The following is a 19,778-nucleotide window of genomic DNA, read 5'->3' as shown; positions in this document are numbered from 1 at the left end:
TCCCGATGCAGGTGTGACGAAAGTGAGCAGGTTGAGCGTGAAAGGCAGGTGCGCAGTGGCTCTGCGCCGATCCTGACTGGCTGATAAACCAGCATTTGCGATATGGCAATTGTGCGAAAAGCCGCGGCCAGGGGCGCGCGGCTTTTGCAGATGGATGACAGCCGGGATCAGTTGGTGGCTGCGTCTTCGCTGGCGGTCTCTGCCTCAGCCGGGCCGTGCTGCGCGAGGAAGGCATAGATGTCTTCGGCACCTTTTTTCAGGCGGAAGGACATTTTGGATTTCGCTTTGGAATCGTCCAGGTATTCACGCAGGAACCCCTTGGGGTCTGCGGTGTAGGCGGCAAAGCTTTCAGCGTCCCAAGCCAGGCCCTGTTCGCCCGCGGCAACGATGTCATCACCGTAGTTGAAGCCCTCAACCGAGCCAGCGGTGCGACCAACGACACCCCACAGGTTCGGGCCAGTCTTGCCACCCTTGATGATCACATCGCCTGCATCAGAGACGACCATGTGGCAGGATTTGCATTTGTTGAAGCCTTTTTCGCCCTTGTCCGGGTCACCTTCGGCGAAGGCAGGGGCGGCCAGCAGGCCGAGAGCCGCAACAGCAGTCATAAGTTTCATTTCGCTTGCTCCAAAATTGAGTTGGCTTGGTCAATACGCGCCCGGCGGCGGGAAGAGTCAAACGGACGTGTTGACGCATTCCCGCGTGGTACCGGTTGGTCCCACCAATTGGCCCGCAAAGGACATAGGTCAAGCCACGGAAGCCCAGGCAGAGGCGCGTTGGCGGGATTGTGACCATGAAACGCGGGTTTAGCGGAGATCGTTCCAGGCAGGGAGCAGATCCCCCGGTTCGGCGCGCGCCTCGGCGGCGGCCCGTGCAATGGCCCGACTGAGGCACAGCGCGGCGGCGTGGCAGATGTCGCCCAGATCTGCCTCAAGCTCTCCGCCGGGGGTGGCTGTGCTGGCATCACCGGTGCTGAGCGCAAACACCAGATCCCCGTCCCCCGGCGAATGAGCAGGCACGATGGCCCGTGCGATCCCGTCATGGGCGGCGATGGCGAGGCGTTGGCATTGTGATTTGCTGAGCGGGGCATCCGTTGCGACGATGGCGATTGTGGTGTTGCTGCCTTCGCTCGGGAGCTCTGCCGCGGCGGCCAGTTCCAGCATGGACGCGACCTTGAGGCTGGGGTCCGGGCTTGCAAACCCGCCGCGTGGATCGGCACCAACCCCGCCGAATTCATTGCCAATCTCGAAGGGCGCGGCCCAGAAATGGCGATCGCCCGGTGTTGTAACGGAGCCAAGGGGATTGGCGGCCACCAGTGCGCCGACAGTCACCCCGCCCGGCAGCACAAAAGATGCAGACCCAAGCCCGCCTTTGACGCGCGAAGCCAGCGCGCCGGCGCCCGCGCCCACGCTGCCCAGATCAAATTCGACCGCAGCCGCGTCATAGGCGGCGCGCCCAAGAGCGGCATAGGGGTTGTGCTGCCAAGATTTGTCACCGCCGTTCAGCAGATCAAAAAGTATGGCCCCCGGCACAATCGGCACGCGCGCAGGACCAACGGCAAAGCCGCGCCCGTCATCGCGCAGACCCGCGACCACGCCGGAGCAGGCATCAAGGCCAAAGGCGGACCCGCCAGAGAGCACCAGCGCATCGACCTGCGCGACGGATTTGTCGGGCGCCAGCAGATCGGTTTCCCGTGTCCCCGGCGCGCCGCCCATGACGTGCACCCCGGCGGTGAAGGGCTGATTGGCGGTCAGTACCGTGGTGCCGGATTTCAGCGTCCGGTCCTGGGCATTGCCAACCTTCAGGCCGGGGACATCGGTGATCAGGTTCAGGGGACCGGGTTTCATGCCTTCATCCTTTGTGATGTGCCGAAGGGTGGGATGCCTCCGGCGGGAGTATTTGGGGAAAGATGACGGACGGGGCTGCGTCTGGCTGCGGGGTCAGATGCAGCGGCCGCCGTCGACTTCCAACGCGACGCCTGTGACCATGCTGGCCTCGTCCGAGCACAGGTAGCAGGCGGCATTGCCCATGTCTTCGGGGGTGGAAAACCGGCCGATAGGAATGGTGGAGAGGAATTTGGCGCGGATTTCGGGTGTGTCCTCTCCCATGAAGGTTTTCAGCAAGGGGGTTTCGCCCGCAACCGGGTTGATCGCATTGACGCGGACGCCAGAGGGGGCAAGCTCTACCGCCATGGTGCGGGTCGCGGTGATCATCCAGCCCTTGGATGCGTTGTACCAGTTGAGATTGGGACGCGGTGACACCCCCGCAGTCGAGGCGACATTGAGGATTGCCCCGGATTGACGGGATTTCATATGCGGCACCAGGGCCCGGGCCGTGAGGTAGACCGACTTCATGTTGACGGCAAAGACGCGGTCAAAGTCGTCTTCGCTGACCTCTTCCAGTGGGGTTGGCAGGTGGCTGACACCTGCGTTGTTGACGAGGATATCCACCTGGCCGAAGACCCGGAGCGCGGTTTCGGCCATCGCGTCAACCGAGGCCCTGGCGGAGACATCAACTGCCTGGGCAATGGCGCGATCGGCGCCGTATGTGGCGCAGGCTGTTTCAGCCGCTGATTGGGCGGCATCGGCGTTAATATCGGCAATCATCACCTGCGCGCCTTCTTGCAGGAATTTGTCGACGATTCCCGCCCCGAATCCAGATGCGCCGCCTGTCACGATGGCACGTTTCCCGTTCAGCCGCATGGTGTTGTCCTCCCCGAGTTGACTTTGCGGCAGCTTGGCCGGGAACGCGGGGCAGTGCAATCGCCGGGTTAGTCGAGGTCGATTTTACCCCGCGTCGCCTTGATGTCGCTGCGTTGGCGTTTTGCATCCAGACGGCGGCGCACAGATCCGCGGGTGGGTTTGGTGGCGATCCGGCGTTTGGGGGCGACGAGGGCCTTGCGCACCAGTTCGGCCAGCCGTTCGCGCACGAGATCGCGGTTGCGCTGCTGCGAGCGGGTTTCGTCGCATTGCAGGATGATCGCGCCCTCCTTGGTCCAGCGCCGGCCTGCCAGCCGTTTGAGCCGGGACTTGACCGCAGCGGTGAGCGCGGGGGAGCGGGCGGCCTCGAAGCGGAGTTCGACCGCAGTGGCGACCTTGTTCACATTCTGCCCGCCGGGCCCCGAGGCCCGTACGAAGCTTTCGGTCATTTCCCAGTCCTGAAGGGAGATTTCATCGGTGATCCGCAACATGGGGCGATCTTACCTTCTCGCTGGCCGGGCTCCAAGTGGCTGCGGCGCAGGACAGTGTTCTGGGACATGGCAGGCGTCCATGAAAAAAGGGCCGCGCCGAAGATCGGGCGGCCCTTTCATGAAGTTGTAAGAGCAAAGGCAGGTTAGGGCATCTTGCCCAGCCGGATGGCTGCTGCCAGAGAGGGCTGCCTCAGAGGCGGGCCGCTCCGGTTGTTGCTGCGCATTGCTCCAATACCTTCTTAGACACTGGATCACCTCCTTTTCTCACTGTTTCGGTTGAGACAGAGGGTGGCACGCTCTGGCGTTTTGTCAAAACAAAAATCGCCAGAGCGCCATTCCAGGTCAGCCGGCTGTTGCTTCCTTGCGCAGCAGGCGGCCAACGATCAGGCGGAACGGGACCAGCGCCAGAAGAGCGAGGCCGATCTTGACGCCCCAGTCAGCAACGGCCAGCGATACCCACAGCGGGGCGACCGGACCAGAGCCCAGAATTGGCAGCATTTCACCGGCCCAGGACACATCATTGCCCGGCTCGATCCAGGTCAGCGTGGCGGAGAAGGCGATGGAGAAGAACAGCGCAGTGTCCACAGATGCACCGATCAGGGTTGAGGCCAGAGGCGCACGCCACCAGGCGCCATTGCGCAGCGCGGCAAAGATCGACACATCGAGGAGCTGGGCGGTCAGGAAGGCAAGGCCGGAGCCGATTGCGATACGCAGGGTGACCAACGGGCCGAATTCACCCACGATCTGGGTGCCGATCAGCGAACAGATGACGCCGACGATAAAGCCTGCAAAGACCACTTTGCGCGCGGGGCCGGTGCCGTAGACGCGGTTGGTGATATCGGTGACGAGAAAAGCGATCGGGTAGGTAAAGGCGCCCCAGGTCAGCCATTGACCGAACAGGAACTGCACCAGAATGTTGGAGGCCACGACGACGGCGGCCATGGCGAAAACGCCAGGAAGATAGGAACGTGTCATTTTGTAGTCCGTTTTTTAGACAAGGTCGCGGAGACTTGTTTCGCGCTGCGAAAGATCAGGCCGTTTAGCGGAGATGGGGGCATTGTGGCAAGGGGTTTGTCCTGACGGGGGCGCCAGGTCAGGTGCGTGCAGTGGCACAGAAGCGGCTGCTCACTCTGGCAGGCGGTATTCGACCAGCTCCGTTCGCTGGAGCGACTGGAAATTGTCGTCGGACACCATAGTGGCCCGCAATGCGCCGCTGCTGTCGCGCCAGACAGAGATTCCTTCGAGGTTGTCATGAAGGCCCAGACCGGTTTGCAGAAGCGTCACCTCGCCGCTGATACCGGTGTCATCCACATCAAAGCGGCGTAGGCGACTGCGAAAGCCAATGAAACCAAAGTCCCGCTCCAGCAGGTAGAGCCTGCCATCGGGGCCAAAGTCAGCCCCGACCGGCAGGAATGCCCCGCGGCTTGGCAGGTCAAAGGGGCGCTCCCAGCGGCGGCCATTCCAACGCCAGACCGGGATCGTGCCGGCCTTGGTCAGGGCCCGTTCAGGAAGGGTATAGAGGCGGCCCTTGTCGTCGATTGCGAGGGCCTCCAGTGCCTTGTTCAGTGGCAGGCGGCGAAATGCCTTGGGGCGGGGAAGCACTTCGGCACGGCTGTCGCCGCGGGTGTGGCGAACGACACGGGAAACCCCCTCAAACGAGATGAACAGCGTGCCGTCCTTGCCAATGGCGAGCCCTTCGGAATCGACAATGCGTCCCCGCAGCAGTTTTCCGTTTGAGGCGCGCAGCTTGTGGGTTTCTACCGGGGTGATGCCGGTGATGGGTTCCAGCGCGTCATCCGACCGCGCAATATTTGCGGTGACGATGGTGGCGCGGTCGCTGATCACTGTCATCTGACGGCCATCCTTTGACAGCGCCAGAGCGGAAAAACCGCCAAACCACTTGGCCGGGTGTGTCCAGCGGTAGCTTGCGACCAGCTGCGCAGCACCTGGCTGCGCGGCCGAGGCCACCGGGCGATAGACCTGCGCCCCAAAGAGGGACAGGCCCGTCGCGGCAGCCAGGCCAAGACCTAGTTTGATTGCAGTACGGCGGCGCATTGTTGTGGCAGATCCGATAGAGTGTGTTCGCGCCGTGGCGTGGGCTTGGGGGCGTTGGGGTCGCGGGGTTTGGGCGGTGGTGGGTTCAGGATGTTGCTGACCCATTCGCGGGCATCATCGCAGCCATCACCGCGAGGCGGTGGATCCTGATTGACGCAGCCCTGCGCACCGGGCGGGCATTTCAGGCGCACATGAAAGTGGTAGTGATGGCCAAACCAGGGGCGGATTTTTCGCAGCCAGTCCCGGTTGCCCTTTTCATCGTTGCACATCTGCACCTTGGCGCCCGGAAACACAAAGATCCGCGCGACACGGTCATCCTTGGCGGCGGCGCGCAGGATGGCGTGATGCTGAGAGGTCCAGTTGGAGTTGGTATAGGCGCCCTTGGCGCGGCGCAGGGAGATGGAGGAGATCTTCTCGCGTTCGGCCACAGAGAGATCGAGACGATCGGCAGGCAGCATCCAGATATCCGCGTCCAGACCCATCTGATGGCTGCGATGGCCCGACAGCATGGGCCCCCCACGCGGCTGGCTGATGTCACCGACATACAGCCCGTTCCAGCCGTTCTGGCTGGCGGCGACGCGGCTCAGATCCTTGATGAAGTCGATGGTTTCAGGATGTCCCCAGTTGCGATTGCGCGACAGGCGCATGGCCTGCCAGGTGGGGCCGGTTTGGGGCAGTTGTTCCGCCCCGGCAACGCAGCCTTTGGCGTAAGAGCCGTGTGGTGCGGGATTCTGGGCGGAGCCGCTGCGCTTGGCCCCGAAAAGCTGTTTGGCGGGTACGCCCGAGTCGGCAGAGCGACTGACCACCGGGTTTACAGTGGGTGAGCGGCTGTCTGCGGCGGGCCCGCAGGCGGCCAACAGGAGGGCGGTGAGGGTGATGTATCGACTGAACTTCAACTCTGGTCTCCTTCCGCGTTGACCCAGCGCAGCACGAACAGCCCCGCAAGGAAGAGCAAGATGATCGGCGTGATGCCCAGGCGGGGGCTGCCGGTCATGGTGGTGGCAATGCCGATCAGGGCCGGTGCCAGAAAGGCCGTGGCGCGACCCGAAAGACCATAAAGGCCGAAGGCCTCGGTCGCGGTTTCGGGCGTCGTGTGACGCACCATGAGACTGCGGCTTGCAGCCTGAAGGATACCGCCAAACCCGCCGATCAGGACGCCACATGCAAAGAAGACGATATCCGGTAGCTTGGATCCTTCGGCAAGGGGAATGCCAAGGATCTGTTCCCGTGACATGCTGACCACGATCAGGCAGACGACGGTCAGCACGAGGATTGAGGTGCGGATAACGGGCTTGGGGCCGTACCTGCGATCTGCGAACCCGCCGACCCAGCAGAAAAACGCGGCGGAAATGGCTGAGACAATGCCAAAAATCCCGATCAAGGTGATCTGCCAGTCCAGCACCAGCCGTGCGTAGATCCCCCCGAAGGTGTAGAGCCCGTTCAACGCATCCCGATAAAGCATGGAGGAACCCAGATAGCTCGCCAGGCTGAGGCGGTTGCGCAGGCTTTTCACGGACCGCAAAACAGAGCCCACAGCCTCTTGCATCGTGGCGCGATTGCCGGTCGCAGAACCGTCGCGGACCCAGAGGAAATAGGGGATGATGAAGACGGCGAACCACAGAGCCGTGATTGGGCCAACGATACGGGTGTCTTCGCGCGGGGCAGGGTCAAGCCCGAAGGCGGGGGTCAGCCCGATGAGTGTTCGGCCGTTGGCGCTTTCGACAAAAAGGGCGAGCATGATCACCAAGGCAACAACACCACCGAGGTAGCCGATGGCAAAGCCGAACCCTGACAGGGTGCCGACATCTTCGCGCAGGCCAAGGGAGGGCAGCTGCGCGTTCACGAAAATCAGCGCAAACTCTGCCCCCAGGAACCCAATCCCAAAGACAAACAGCATCAGATAGAGGTTGGAGCCTGCAGGATCCGTAAACCAGAGCCCGGCAGCTCCGATGACATACATCAAGGAAAACAACACAACCCAAGGTCGCCGCCGTCCGGAGATATCGGCAAAGGCGCCCAGAAACGGTGCACAGATCCCGATGGTCAGCCCAGCGATGGTCAGGCACAGGGACCAGGTGGATTGCGCCTGAGCCTTTGCGGCCTCTTCTGCCAGCCCTTGCGCCATGAATGCATCTGTTGCGACAGCGGCAAAGAAGGGGCCGAATATGAACGTGATCAGCAGCGTGTGATAGGGCTGGCTTGCCCAGTCAAAAGCCCACCATCCCCAGATGCGTTTGCGCATGGAAATCTGCGTCATGCTCTGCCTGCCCTTACCCTGCCTGCTACCGATACTCACCACCCCAAGACCGCAGCCGGGCGGGGGATGTGGTCATTTGTGACCTTTACCTATCGGTATGACAGGGCAGAGCAGGGTTAGGCAAGCGCGAGCTGCAGGAACGGCAGCGCCCTGCCGAGCATCAGGGCTTGGCGGTCTGGTCCTGCATCGGGGGCCAGGGGCGCCCTGCGTCGGCTGCGCACCAGCCCCTGATCCAGTCGGGCATTTCCGGGCTGGATTGGTCGGTGCGGCCAAGGGCGGCGAGCACCTCTGTTGGGGCAACGATCCCGCGCGAGTCGGTCACGGCGGTGCGCAGCATGACGTGGCTGGCGCAGTCGCCATTCGATTTCCACATGGATTGTTCCAGATAGATGAAACGATCATCCCAGGCGACCGTACGGGTGCGCATCTCGAACCGTTCAAAACCGCGGATCCGGCGGCGGAACCGCACGGTGGTGCCTGCAACAGTCAGCCCCCAGCGGCGTTTGCGCAGGGTTGTGATCAACCCGACCCGCTGCGCCAGCATGGTGCGCCCCAGATCATAGAGCGTCATGGCGCGGCCATTGTTCAGTTCCAGCCAGATATCAAGATCCCAGGGCCAACAGATATGGCGCGAGACATGCGTCTCTGTGAGGTCCAGAGGCGGCATCCGACGGGCAACCAGAACGTCTTTGATCAGGCGAAAAATGGGAAACATGAATCCGAAACTCCTGCGGCAATGGTCGCAGGGTGTTGCCTTGTGTTTACAGCGCGTCAACCGCAACCTCGCGGCAGCCTTGCGATTTTGCGCGGGCGGGCTTACCTGTGGACAAGCTCCAAAAAGGGAAAGATGAGATGCTGTCGCTGTTTCAAATTCTGATGCTGATCCTGGACATCGTCTGGTTCTTCATCATCGCTCATGTGATCATGAGCTGGCTGATCAACTTCCAGGTTCTGAACCTCAATCAGCAGTTTGTGGCGCAGATCTGGTATGGCCTGAACCGCCTGTTAGAGCCGCTATACGGCCCGGTCCGTCGCATTCTGCCAAATATGCAGGGGCTTGATCTGGCGCCGCTGGTGGTGCTGATCGCGGTTTATGCGCTGCGTATCATCCTGACCAACAACATTGCGATGTTCTACTGACGGCCAGCGTGTCGCCAGTGACGTGATTGCCAGCCGCCGGGGAGAGATCCTCGGCGGTTTTGCGTTTTCAGGGTGCGAAGTGTTGCCGCGTGGCTCTTGCCGCCCGATTCCTCCTGTGGGATTGTGCCTGCCAAGACGAGCAGACCAGCAAAACGAGGCCCCAAGCCCCCATGTCCGCACTCCAGCCGGAAATGACCGCACCCGTCGGTGCGACAGCCCATGGCGCAACGCCGTTGTTGCGCGAAATTTTCGGGTTTGATGCATTCCGGCCCGGACAGGGAGAGATCGTCGATGCCGTCACCGCCGGGGAAAACGTGCTGGCGATCATGCCGACCGGTGGGGGCAAGTCGCTGTGCTATCAGCTGCCCGCGCTGATGCGTGATGGGATTACGGTGGTGATTTCGCCGCTGATTGCCCTGATGCGCGATCAGGTCCGTGCCCTGCAGGAGGTTGGGGTGGCGGCGGGCGCGCTCACCTCTGGCAATACCGACGAAGAAACAGAGGCGGTCTGGCAGGCGATTGAAGACGGGCGGCTAAAGCTGCTTTACATGGCACCGGAACGATTGGCCTCTGGGGCTGCGATGGGCATGCTGCGCCGGATCGGCGTTAACCTGATTGCTGTGGACGAGGCCCATTGCGTCAGCCAGTGGGGCCATGATTTCCGTCCCGATTACCTGCGGATCGGAGAGCTGCGTCGCGCGCTGGATGTTCCTTTGGCCGCGTTTACCGCAACAGCGGACCAGGAAACCCGCGAGGAAATCGTTGAAAAGCTGTTCGATGGCGATGCGCCGCGCAGCTTTCTTCGGGGGTTTGACCGCCCCAATATTCATCTGGCGTTTGGCATCAAGGATAGCCCGCGCCGCCAGATCCTGGAATTTGCGGCGGCCCGAAAAGGACAGTCTGGCATCGTCTATTGCGGGACCCGAGCCAAGACAGAGGCGCTTGCGGCGGGGTTGCGGGACGCAGGTCATGTGGCCTGCCACTATCATGGTGGCATGGAGGCCGAGGACCGTCGCGTGGTAGAGACCCGTTTTGCCCGCGAAGATGGTTTGATCGTCGTGGCCACGGTGGCCTTTGGCATGGGGATCGACAAGCCGGATATTCGTTGGGTTGCCCATGCAGATCTGCCGAAGTCGATTGAAGCCTATTATCAGGAAATCGGCCGGGCGGGGCGGGATGGCGCACCTGCCGAGACGCTGACGCTGTTTGGCCCCGAAGACATCCGCCTGCGCCGCAGCCAGATTGATGAAGGGCTTGCGCCACCGGAACGTCGGGGTGCGGATCATGCCCGGCTCAATGCGCTTTTGGGACTGGCTGAGGCGTTGAAATGTCGCCGCCAGAGCCTGCTTGCCTATTTCGGTGAAGAGGCCGAGCCTTGCGGCAACTGCGATCTGTGCGATCAGCCCGTTGACGTGTTCGATGGCACCACCGCCGTGCGCAAGGCTCTGTCGGCAATATTGCGCACAAATGAAACCTATGGGTCGGGCCATCTGATCGACATCCTCGTCGGCAATGAAACCGACCGGGTAAAGGAAAAACGCCACGACGAGCTGTCGGTTTTTGCCTGTGGCAAGGAATACGGCAAACGCCAGTGGCAGGCGGTTTTTCGTCAGATGATGGGACATGATCTGGTGCGTCCGGATCCCGAACGCCATGGTGCGCTGCGTATGACCGAAGCGGCGCTGCCGGTTCTGAAAGGCGAGCAGGAGGTTGCGCTGCGGCGCGATACGATCACGTCGGCCAAACGCAGCCCGGCGGTAAAGGCGCTGGTTTCGGACGAGGATGCGCCGCTGCTGTCGGCGCTGAAAGCCAAACGTCGTGCCCTGGCAGAGGCGCAGAAGGTACCGGCCTATGTGATCTTCAACGACCGAACCCTGATCGAGATGGCCGAAACCCGCCCTGACACGCTCGACCAGCTGGCGCGCATTGGCGGTGTCGGCGCGAAGAAACTGGAACGGTATGGCGATGCGTTCCTGTCCGTCATCACCGGTGAGGCAGCGCAGCTGCATCCGATGCGGCGCAAGCTGGCCGGGCGGGATGCCGGATCGGTTTATGACCAATTGCTGGAGGTTCAGGCCCAGCTGGGGCGGGGCGACTGCGGCACGCAAAAGCCGCTCAGCTGCTCTGCGGCTCAGCTGGCCAAGCTCGCGCAGATGCGCCCGCAGGATGAAGCGGCCATCACAAGGCTGTTAGGAGAGCGCCGCGCGGAACGTTTTGCCGGGGCGTTTCTGGACGTCTTGCGCGGCGCGACCTAAGTATCACCCAGAACCAAACGGGGGCAGAACATGCTGGTAGTGACTTCTCCGGCGAAAAAGCTGGATTGGAGCGCGCGGGAGGTCGATATGACCTGGCCCGCAATGCACGATGCTGCGCAAGAGCTGGTGGGCCATGCGCGGGATCTGTCGGTTGGCGATTTGATGAAGCTGATGCACATCAGCGAGGATCTGGCGAAGCTGAACCACGAGCGGTTTCAGAGCTTTGCCGCGGATCCGGGCCCGGATGATATCCGCCCGGCGGCGCTGGCCTTTGCCGGGGATACCTATCAGGGGCTGGAAGCTGGCTCGCTTGATGCGGATGAAATGACCTGGGCACAGGATCATTTTCGTATCCTGTCCGGTCTTTACGGTCTGCTGCGCCCGCTGGATGCAATGCAGGCCTATCGCCTGGAGATGGGCTCGCGCCTGAAGACCGAGAAGGGCAAGAACCTGTATGAGTTCTGGGGCAGCCGGATTTCGGAGGCGCTGAATGCGCAGGCCGAAGCGATGGGCAGTGACCTGCTGGTGAACTGCGCCAGCCAAGAATATTTCGGCGCTGTTGATTTGAGGGCGTTGAAACCTCGGGTGATTACTCCGGTCTTTATGGAAGACAAGAACGGCACACCAAAGGTGGTCAGTTTCTATGCCAAACGCGCCCGTGGTGCGATGGCCCGCTATATCATTCAGAACCGTCTGACAGAGGCGGCGTCCCTTTTGGAATTTGATGCTGGCGGCTATCGGCACATGCCCGACCTGTCAAAGCCGGATCAGCCCGTGTTTCTGCGGGCCGGGTGAGAACAGGATCAGCCGTTTCCTGGGCAGATGAAACGCAAACAGGCCGGGCTATTGCCTGGCTTTTTTCGTGTGATCAGGGGCGAGGGGGCTGCGTTGGCATTCAGGCTGCGCCTGACTGGGTATCTGCAGCGTCTGCAAGCGGCGCCGCTTCTGCCGGGAGGTAGGCATGGATACGCTCGTGGATCAGAGCCTTGCGCAGGGGTTTGGTAAGATAGTGATCGAGCCCCGCGGCCAATATGCCTTCGGCGTCCCCGGTCATGGCGTGGGCCGTCAAGGCGACCACTGGCGTATAACTGCCTGATCCGTATTCCAATTCGCGGATTTTCTGGGTGGCCTCCTTGCCGTCCATGACGGGCATCGAGATATCCATGAAAATCAGGTCAGGCTGGAAGGATTGATAGCCTTCAACGGCCTCTACGCCATTGTTGGCAAACTGCAGCTCTATGTTCAGCTCCTTGACCATCTTGCGGAAGACAAGCTGGTTGGTGCGGTTGTCTTCGGCGGCGAGGATCCGCATGCGCCGGGCGCCGGTCGCCCCAACCGGAGTGAGCGGCACCGGATCGGTGTTGGCTGGCTGTGTCGCAGGCTGTTGCGGGGAAGCGGCCTGATCTGAAATCGCCTGCAGCTTTGGCTGCTCCTGCTGTTGCGGGCGCACGTTGGCCGTTGGCTCCGGAGCGGGTGCGGGTGGCAGGCTGGCAATCGCCGCCGCGTCGCCGTGCAGGGCGGACAGGCGGATGTACAGTTCTTCCCGCTGCAGAGGTTTGAGCAGAATGCTGTCTGCAGCGGCCAGAACCTCTGGGTTGCTGGGCGCTGTTGGATCGCCACTGATCATGAGGATCGGGACAGAGGCATAGGGGCCAGCGCGGACCTTGCGGCAGAAGTCCACCGCTTCTTCATCTGCCAGAAGTTCGTCGCAGACGATCAGGTCGATACTGGGGTCAAGATAGGCCAGCGCAGAGGCGCCATTGTCCATCAGCACAACCTCAAGCCCCAGAAGGGCCAGTTGCTTGTTCAGGATGTCGCGCATCACGGAGGGCGCATCGACAACCATCACCTTGCGCAGCGAAGCCGGCATTGTCGGGATGGCGGCCGTGCTCTCGGCGGCGAGGGGCAGTTTGATACGGAAGCCAAAGCAAGATCCCTTGCCGACTTCGCTATCGACCCAGATTTCGCCTCCCATCAGTTCGATCAGGCGCTTGGTGATTGCAAGACCAAGGCCAGTGCCCTCGAACTGGCGGTTTTGTTCGTCATCGACCTGATTGAATTCCCCGAAAATGTGCTGAACCTTTTCCGCGGGGATGCCGATACCGGTGTCTTCGATGGCGACGTGGATGGAGCAGAATTCATCCTCCGGACTTGAGATCCCGGTGATCTGCAGATTGACATGGCCTTCGGTTGTGAATTTGACGGCGTTTCCGACAAGGTTTGTCAGAACCTGGCGGATGCGACCCGGATCCCCGACAAAGCTGGTGGGGAGGAACAGGTCGTAGTCCAGAATGAGGTTCAGCCCCTTTTCGCGCGCAGTTGGCTGCAACAACATCAAAACCTCATGCACGCTGCGTTCCAGATCAAATGGTTCCGGATGCAGGATGAGTTTCTGGGCCTCGATTTTGGAATAATCGAGCACGTCGTTGATGATGACCAACAGTGCCTCGCCAGAGTTTTTGATCGTATTGGCGTAAAGGCGCTGTTCCTCGCTGAGGTTTGTGTCGCTCAGCAATTCTGCCATCCCCACCACCCCGTTCATGGGAGTGCGGATTTCATGGCTCATGTTGGCAAGGAAGGCCGATTTGGCGCGGTTGGCCGCCTCTGCGCGTTCGCGGGCGGCTTCCAGCTCTTCCTCATATTGGACAGAGGCAGTGATATCGAGGGCCATACTGACCATATCGCCGGAGTTGCCCCGTTGATCGACGAGACGCAGATAGCGATCATCCCACATGCGCACCACAACCGGTTCGGGGGTGGGATGCAGCCAACGTTCGGTCATCTCCGCGCGCCAGTCATCCGGGTCGCGCTCGCCTGTGTTGATGAGACCTTCGTCGGTAAGAATTTGCAGCAGCCGGACATAGGAAACACCCGGCTCCACCTCTTCAAGGCCGTCAAACAGCTCAAGATAGGCGGCGTTTGCGCTGATCAGTTTGCCGTCAGAATCAAAAAAGGCGAATCCATCCTGAATCGCCTGAATCGAATCCCACAGTCGCTGTTCGGCGCGCTCCACCTTTTCATTGGCGGTGGACAGGTCAAGTTTGACCTTGGCATTTTCGTCCTTGGTTTTTTCGACTTCGGCTTTCGTTGCGCCAATTTCTCTAGTCAAAGCAAGAGCATGGCGGCCCAGCTTGCGGTTGGCTGCAGAAAGTTCGGCCTGCTTCAGCTCAAGCAGGCGCTCCGCCGCGAGGCGGGCACGTCTTTCTTCTTTCAATCTGTCGGCAAGGCTCATCCCTGCAAACTCCACATTGCAACCAGCGCATCAGCCCGATTCAAAATGAGGCTGAGATATTAAATTGAGATTAGCGTTGGTGTTACGGCGGGAGGTCTTGCTATGGCGTTAACCGCGTGCCAGCCTCTGAACAGTTTCGGAGGGTTTTCCAGTGCGCATGTTTTTGACTTATCTTCTTCTTTTCTTCAGCTTTGTTTCTGCGTCGTCCGCGGTTTTGGCCGACTCACCCTTGCCCGAGGGGCGGTTTGTTCTGCAGCGCGACACCGATCATTTCGGCGCTGATCTGGGGCCTTTATTTGATACGGATATGGCCAGCTGTGCCCGCGCCTGCAGTGGACAGCAGGCCTGTGTCGGGTTTGTTTTCAACAGTCGCTCGGATGCTTGTTTTCCCAAATCCTCGATGACCGAATCTGCGCCCTTCGAAGGGGCGTTTTCGGCGCAGCTGATCCGGGCGGGCAAGGCCGAACAGCGGCAGGCCGAACAGCGCGCAGCGCAGCTGACCGGTCTGGATCCTGCTGATTTCACGGCGGCGCGTCAGCAGGCGGCTGGGCTGGGGCTGCGGTTCCCGGCCGGGGGCGCAACAGTAGAGGATCTGGCGGCAGCAGCGGCAGAGGCCTCGCCTGCGGTTGCCCTGCGCTGGATTGCAGAGGCGGTAGCCATCAGTGACCGGGGTGATCTGTGGGAGGCCTATGCCCGCAGTCTTATGCGCCAAGAGGGCAAAGGGACTGCTTTGCGCCGCACCAGAGAGGCCGCGCTTTCGGCGGCTTTGAACAGTTATTTCCGCGCTCAGGGCAATGGCGCACAGGCGCAGGCGCTGATGGTGGCAGCCCGCGCCTTGGAACAGCTGGAGAGGGGGCGCGCGGCAGTGTCGGTGTTGCGTGTTGCCAACGACCTGGCCCCCAGCCCGCGGCTGGCAGAGCGCCTGGACAAGGCGATTGCGGCTTATGGTTTTCGGGTCACGGACAGTTCGGTTGAAAGTGACAGCGCAGCGCCAAGGATCTGCGTGACCTTCTCAGAAGAGCTGCGAAAACTGGGCGTGAACTATGATGACTATGTGAAACTGCCGGATCCCCGCCTGGTCGCGGATGCCGATGGTCGCCAGCTTTGCATTGACGGCGTGGTACATGGCACGCGCTATCAACTGACTTTGCGTCGTGGTCTGCCCGCGGCAACGGGGGAGGTGCTGAACAAGGACGTCACGCTGACCCACTACGTGCGCGACCGCAGTCCAGCAGTGCGTTTCTCCGGGCGGTCCTATGTCTTGCCGAAGGGCGATCAGGTGGCGCTGCCGGTTGAAACGGTCAATGCCACCCAGCTTGACCTGCGCCTGCGCAGGGTGAGTGACCGCAATCTATTGCGGACCCTGCAAGAGGACTATTTCGCCCGCCCCCTGTCGCAGTGGCAGGAAGAGCAATTCACGGCGGATATTGCAGAGGAAATCTGGACCGGCACGGCCGATGTTGGCCAAGATCTTAATCAGGCAGTCACAACGCGGTTGCCACTGGGAGAGGCGCTGGATGGGCAGCCGGTTGGCATCTACGCCCTGAGTGCACAATTGCCGGGGGCCGACCCCTATGACACGCCCGCGGCGACTCAGTGGTTTGTGCTGACGGATCTGGGGCTCAGCAGCATGATGGGACGTGATGGGTTGCATGTGCAGGTGCAAAGCCTGTCTGACGCCACACCACGGGCTGGCGTGTCTGTGCAGCTTGTCTCGAACGCGAATGCGATCCTGGGCAGAACAGTGACCGATGAGCAGGGCTATGCGCGGTTTGCTCCCGGTTTGATCCGTGGGACCGGCGCGGCGGCGCCAGCTGTGGTGATGGCCGAGGTCGGACCAGAGGTTGATACAGCAGGAGGCGTTGCGGATTTCGCGTTCCTTTCGCTACGGGATGCCGCCTTTGATCTGTCTGACCGAGGTGTCGATGGGCGGGCCGCACCCGGCCCGGTCGATGTGTTCCTGTTTACAGATCGGGGCGCCTATCGGGCGGGAGAGGTCATTCACGCCACGGCGTTGGCACGCGATCCACGTGCACAGGCCCTGCCAGAGGTGCCGTTGATTGCTGTGCTGCGTCGTCCGGACGGTGTGGAATATTCGCGGCAGATCTCTGAGCGGGGGCAAATCGGGGGGCATGTCTTTTCCCTGCCAGTCGCGGCAACTGCGCCGCGTGGCACCTGGCGGTTGTCAATTTTGGCTGATCCAGACGGCAAGCCCCTTGCCAGTCAGCAGGTGCTGGTTGAGGATTTCCTGCCGGAGCGGATCGATTTCACCCAGGAGGTTGCGGACGCAGGGCAGCTGCGGCCCGGAGGTGTTCTTCAGCTTTCGATCAACGCCCGGTATCTGTTTGGTGCACCTGGAAGCGATCTTTCAATCGAGGGAGAGGTCCGGCTGCGCGCTGCGGAGGGTCTGGCTGGGTGGCCGGGTTACCGGTTTGGCCGTCACGATGACCGCCTGCCCCCACAAAGCCGGTTTTTCAGTGGACAGACGACAGACGGGGCCGGGCTGGCAGAGATTGAACTGAGCCTGCCGCAGCTTGAGACACTGGGCCAGCCCCTGTTGGCTGAGGTTATCACACGCCTGTCGGATGGCAGCGCCCGTCCGGTTGAACGGCGCCTGGAGTTGCCGGTGCCTGCATCAGAGCCCTTGATTGGGATCAAGCCGCTGTTTGAAGATGTGGTGCCAGACGGGCAGGACGCGCGCTTTCAGCTGATTGCGATCCCCGGGCCGGAAGAGGCTGCGCCCCTGAAGGCGACATGGACACTCAATCGGATTGAAACCCGGTATCAGTGGTATCAGCTTTACGGGAACTGGAACTGGGAACCAACCACCCGACGGACGCGGATTGCGACGGGTGAGATCACGCTGGGCCGTGATCCTGTCGAGTTGGCGCAACCGGTCGAGTGGGGCGAATACGAGCTGGTGGTCGAGCACGAAGGCCAAAGCTATGTGGCGTCCTCTTCCTTGTTCCACGCGGGTTGGTATGTGCCCGCTGATGGCGCGGATACGCCTGATCGACTGGACGTGTCACTGGATCGGGAAAGCTATCAGCCAGGTGATGCCGCCCGCCTGCGCCTGAATGCCCGCAACGGCGGAATGGCGATGATATCCGTGGTGTCAGATCGGCTTATCAGCCGTCAGCTGATTGAGGTATCTGCGGGTGAGACACTGATACCGCTCACCGTGACAGAGGAGTGGGGCAGCGGTGCCTATGTCACGGCTGCCTTGGTGCAACCTTTGCAGGGCAAGGCAGATCAGACCCCGGTGCGGGCGCTGGGCGTGGTTCATGCCGTTGTTGAGCGACCGGGACAAAAGCTGGCCGTGTCGATCAACGTCCCCGACGTTGCGCGCCCGCGGACAACGCAATTGACCCGTGTCACTGTTGAGGGTGCCCAGGCAGGTGAAGACGTCTGGCTGACTGTTGCAGCTGTCGACCTTGGGATCCTGAACCTGACCGGTTTCCGTAGCCCTGACCCTGTGGGGTATTTCTATGGCCAAAGGCGTCTGGGGGTGGAGTTGCGCGATTTGTATGGGCGGCTGATTGAAACTGGAAACGGGGCGTTGGGAGTGGTGCGTTCCGGTGGGGATGCCGGATCAGGCATGCAGATGCAGTCTCCGCCCCCGACCCAAGATCTGATGGCTGTGTTCTCCGGGCCACTCAAGGTCGCGGCTGACGGAACGGTTGATGTGCCGATTGACCTGCCGCCTTTCAATGGCACGGTCCGGCTGATGGCTGTGGCGTGGACACAGTCCGCGGTCGGGCAGGTAGAACAGGATATGCTGGTTCGCGACCCAATCGTTGTGAGCGCCTCTGCGCCGCGCTTTTTGGCACCCGGCGATCAGAGCCGTATCCTGATTGACCTCACTCATGCCGACGGCCCCTCTGGTGAGGTGTCTGTTGCGGCACGGGTTCTGGGTGACGGGCTTGCCTTGGGCAACTTGCCCAGCCGCGTGGTGCTTGCAGAACAGGGCAGCCAGAGCCTGATCCTGCCCGTTGCGGCAAGCGCGGTTGGTAATCCGGAGATCGAGCTGGCGCTGACCGGCCCCGATGGGGCCACGGTGGTTCAGCGCCTGCGCATGCCGGTGCGGGCAAATGATCCCGAGGTCGCGATGACCAGGCGGTTTGTGCTGGCGGGCGGGGATAGTTTCGACTTCTCCTCCGATGTGTTTTCCGGTCTGCGTCCGGGCACTGCACGGGCCATGTTGTCGAGTGGTCCGCTGGCGCGCTTTGATGTGCCGGGGGTGCTGAACTCTTTGGACCGTTACCCATATGGCTGCACTGAACAGGTTACATCCCGCGCGCTGCCGTTGTTGTATCTGTCTTCTGTGGCTCAGGCCGCCGGAGTGGCGCAGGGTGACAGCGTTGCGACCCAAATCGATCAGGCCATCGAAGAGGTGCTGACCCGCCAGGCCAGCAATGGTGGTTTTGGGTTGTGGCGCGCCGAAAGCGGAGATTTCTGGCTTGATGCCTATGTGACCGACTTTCTTAGTCGGGCGCGAAGCACGGGCCACGCCGTGCCTGAAAAACGGATGCAGCAGGCATTGGACAACCTGCGCAACCGGGTGAATTATGCCGCTGATTTCGACAGCGGAGGCGAGGCCCTGGCCTATGGGTTGCTGGTCCTGGCACGCGAAGGCGAGGCGGCGATGGGCGATCTGCGCTATTACGCCGACGTCAAGGCCGAGGCTTTTGCCACCCCGTTGGCCGTTGCCCAGCTGGGTACAGCGCTTGCCGCTTACGGTGATCAGCGCCGTGCGGACAGGTTGTTCCGGCAGGCCGGTGATATGCTGCGGACACAGACACCGGATGTCACCCTGTGGCGTGCCGATTATGGCAGTGCCTTGCGTGATCGGGCCGGTGTTCTGGCGCTGGTGACTGAGGCACGATCGGACGTTCTGTCGACGGATCGCCTGGCCCAGAGCCTTGCACCGGATGGACGGTCGCTCTCGACCCAGGAAAGCGCGTGGACATTGATGGCGGCGCAGGCGCTGGTGAACCGCGCAGAAGACAGCGGGCTTCTGGTCAATGGTCAGCCCGTTGACGGCCCCTTTGTCGAGGTCCGCGACGGGGGAAATGCGGCGTTGCCCCTGTCGTTGAGTGCAGCCAGTGGCAGGCAGATCGACATCACGCTCACCACGATTGGCGTGCCAGAAGTCCCCGCCCCGGTAGGCGGAACAGGCTACAGCATCGAGCGCAGCTATTACACGCTGGATGGCGTGCCGATTGAGTACGCAGAGCACGCTGTCGGAGATCGGTTTGTGACCGTGTTGCGCATTGTGCCATTCGAGCCGGTGGGTGCGCGATTGATGATCAATGATCCGCTTGCGGCCGGAGTCGAGATCGACAACCCAAGTCTGCTGCGATCAGGAGATCTGAGCGGATTGGATTGGCTGGAGCTGTCGACTGCGCAACATACAGAGTTTCGATCAGATCGGTTCCTTGCAGCGGTGGATCTGCGCCGCGGAGATCGGGGCGATAAGGCAGGCATCATTACGCTTGCCTATGTCGCCCGTGCCGTCACACCGGGGATGTTCCACCATCCTGCGGCTTCGGTCGAGGATATGTACAGGCCAGAGTTCCGGGCCCGCACCGCGACCGGACGGTTGCTGATCCGGTGAACCGACGCGGCGCCATTTGCTGGGCTCTGTTC

14 protein-coding genes are annotated in these 19,778 nt (G+C 61.7%); 4 read left to right on the top strand and 10 right to left on the bottom strand.

Annotation, left to right across the window (positions count from 1 at the left end):
* Positions 1–167 precede the first annotated feature (167 nt).
* The 9 genes from KUV39_RS12595 to KUV39_RS12555 form a co-directional block, all read right to left on the bottom strand.
* A complete protein-coding gene (locus KUV39_RS12595) occupies positions 168–617 on the bottom strand; it encodes a c-type cytochrome (protein ID WP_037302634.1) in 450 nt (149 codons plus the stop codon).
* 189 nt (positions 618–806) lie between these two features.
* On the bottom strand, positions 807–1,847 hold the full coding sequence (locus KUV39_RS12590) for a P1 family peptidase (protein ID WP_222459912.1): 1,041 nt from the start codon (positions 1,845–1,847) through the stop codon (positions 807–809).
* A gap of 93 nt (positions 1,848–1,940) precedes the next feature.
* Positions 1,941–2,702 (bottom strand): SDR family oxidoreductase, encoded by a 762-nt coding sequence (locus KUV39_RS12585; protein ID WP_046211660.1) that lies wholly within the window; start codon positions 2,700–2,702, stop codon positions 1,941–1,943.
* Positions 2,703–2,770: 68 nt separating this feature from the next.
* Positions 2,771–3,190, bottom strand: coding sequence for an alternative ribosome rescue aminoacyl-tRNA hydrolase ArfB (gene arfB, locus KUV39_RS12580; protein ID WP_008562128.1), 420 nt, complete (start codon positions 3,188–3,190; stop codon positions 2,771–2,773).
* Positions 3,191–3,532: 342 nt separating this feature from the next.
* Positions 3,533–4,165 (bottom strand): queuosine precursor transporter, encoded by a 633-nt coding sequence (locus KUV39_RS12575; protein WP_222459911.1) that lies wholly within the window; start codon positions 4,163–4,165, stop codon positions 3,533–3,535.
* 150 nt (positions 4,166–4,315) lie between these two features.
* A complete protein-coding gene (locus tag KUV39_RS12570; protein WP_222459910.1) occupies positions 4,316–5,245 on the bottom strand; it encodes an esterase-like activity of phytase family protein in 930 nt (309 codons plus the stop codon).
* A complete protein-coding gene (gene mepA / locus KUV39_RS12565; RefSeq protein ID WP_046211656.1) occupies positions 5,218–6,141 on the bottom strand; it encodes a penicillin-insensitive murein endopeptidase in 924 nt (307 codons plus the stop codon). Before mepA ends, KUV39_RS12570 begins: the two co-directional genes overlap by 28 nt.
* Positions 6,138–7,502 (bottom strand): MFS transporter, encoded by a 1,365-nt coding sequence (locus tag KUV39_RS12560; RefSeq protein ID WP_222459909.1) that lies wholly within the window; start codon positions 7,500–7,502, stop codon positions 6,138–6,140. The genes mepA and KUV39_RS12560 overlap by 4 nt, the downstream gene beginning before the upstream one ends.
* A gap of 160 nt (positions 7,503–7,662) precedes the next feature.
* The gene (locus KUV39_RS12555; protein ID WP_222459908.1) at positions 7,663–8,217 is read right to left on the bottom strand and encodes an acyl-CoA thioesterase; all 555 of its coding nucleotides are present in this window, start codon (positions 8,215–8,217) and stop codon (positions 7,663–7,665) included.
* A 137-nt stretch (positions 8,218–8,354) separates the two neighbouring features.
* On the opposite strand from KUV39_RS12555, the gene KUV39_RS12550 reads away from it, so the two are divergent.
* From KUV39_RS12550 to yaaA, 3 genes are all read left to right on the top strand, one after another.
* Complete coding sequence (locus KUV39_RS12550) at positions 8,355–8,642, top strand: YggT family protein (protein WP_037303032.1); 288 nt, start codon at positions 8,355–8,357, stop codon at positions 8,640–8,642.
* A 170-nt stretch (positions 8,643–8,812) separates the two neighbouring features.
* On the top strand, positions 8,813–10,897 hold the full coding sequence (gene recQ / locus KUV39_RS12545; protein WP_222459907.1) for a DNA helicase RecQ: 2,085 nt from the start codon (positions 8,813–8,815) through the stop codon (positions 10,895–10,897).
* A gap of 30 nt (positions 10,898–10,927) precedes the next feature.
* Complete coding sequence (gene yaaA, locus KUV39_RS12540) at positions 10,928–11,692, top strand: peroxide stress protein YaaA (protein WP_222459906.1); 765 nt, start codon at positions 10,928–10,930, stop codon at positions 11,690–11,692.
* Between the two features lie 100 nt (positions 11,693–11,792).
* Here yaaA and KUV39_RS12535 read toward each other — a convergent pair whose 3' ends face one another.
* Positions 11,793–14,129, bottom strand: coding sequence for a response regulator (locus KUV39_RS12535; protein ID WP_222459905.1), 2,337 nt, complete (start codon positions 14,127–14,129; stop codon positions 11,793–11,795).
* A 157-nt stretch (positions 14,130–14,286) separates the two neighbouring features.
* On the opposite strand from KUV39_RS12535, the gene KUV39_RS12530 reads away from it, so the two are divergent.
* Positions 14,287–19,746: an alpha-2-macroglobulin family protein gene (locus KUV39_RS12530; RefSeq protein ID WP_222459904.1), complete on the top strand. Its 5,460-nt coding sequence runs from the start codon at positions 14,287–14,289 to the stop codon at positions 19,744–19,746.
* Positions 19,747–19,778: the final 32 nt, after the last annotated feature.

It is taken from the genome of Phaeobacter italicus, from assembly GCF_019801785.1.
Lineage (GTDB): Bacteria > Pseudomonadota > Alphaproteobacteria > Rhodobacterales > Rhodobacteraceae > Phaeobacter > Phaeobacter italicus.
This window is presented reverse-complemented; position numbering and strand designations above follow the sequence as displayed.

Coding starts and splice junctions, on each gene's coding strand:
- KUV39_RS12550 (WP_037303032.1), top strand. CDS start 8,355: ATGCTGTCGCTGTTTCAAATTCTGATGCTGATCCTGGACATCGTCTGG.
- KUV39_RS12570 (WP_222459910.1), bottom strand. CDS start 5,245: ATGCGCCGCCGTACTGCAATCAAACTAGGTCTTGGCCTGGCTGCCGCG.
- recQ (WP_222459907.1), top strand. CDS start 8,813: ATGTCCGCACTCCAGCCGGAAATGACCGCACCCGTCGGTGCGACAGCC.
- KUV39_RS12555 (WP_222459908.1), bottom strand. CDS start 8,217: ATGTTTCCCATTTTTCGCCTGATCAAAGACGTTCTGGTTGCCCGTCGG.
- KUV39_RS12585 (WP_046211660.1), bottom strand. CDS start 2,702: ATGCGGCTGAACGGGAAACGTGCCATCGTGACAGGCGGCGCATCTGGA.
- arfB (WP_008562128.1), bottom strand. CDS start 3,190: ATGTTGCGGATCACCGATGAAATCTCCCTTCAGGACTGGGAAATGACC.
- KUV39_RS12595 (WP_037302634.1), bottom strand. CDS start 617: ATGAAACTTATGACTGCTGTTGCGGCTCTCGGCCTGCTGGCCGCCCCT.
- KUV39_RS12575 (WP_222459911.1), bottom strand. CDS start 4,165: ATGACACGTTCCTATCTTCCTGGCGTTTTCGCCATGGCCGCCGTCGTC.
- KUV39_RS12560 (WP_222459909.1), bottom strand. CDS start 7,502: ATGACGCAGATTTCCATGCGCAAACGCATCTGGGGATGGTGGGCTTTT.
- KUV39_RS12530 (WP_222459904.1), top strand. CDS start 14,287: ATGTTTTTGACTTATCTTCTTCTTTTCTTCAGCTTTGTTTCTGCGTCG.
- KUV39_RS12535 (WP_222459905.1), bottom strand. CDS start 14,129: ATGAGCCTTGCCGACAGATTGAAAGAAGAAAGACGTGCCCGCCTCGCG.
- yaaA (WP_222459906.1), top strand. CDS start 10,928: ATGCTGGTAGTGACTTCTCCGGCGAAAAAGCTGGATTGGAGCGCGCGG.
- KUV39_RS12590 (WP_222459912.1), bottom strand. CDS start 1,847: ATGAAACCCGGTCCCCTGAACCTGATCACCGATGTCCCCGGCCTGAAG.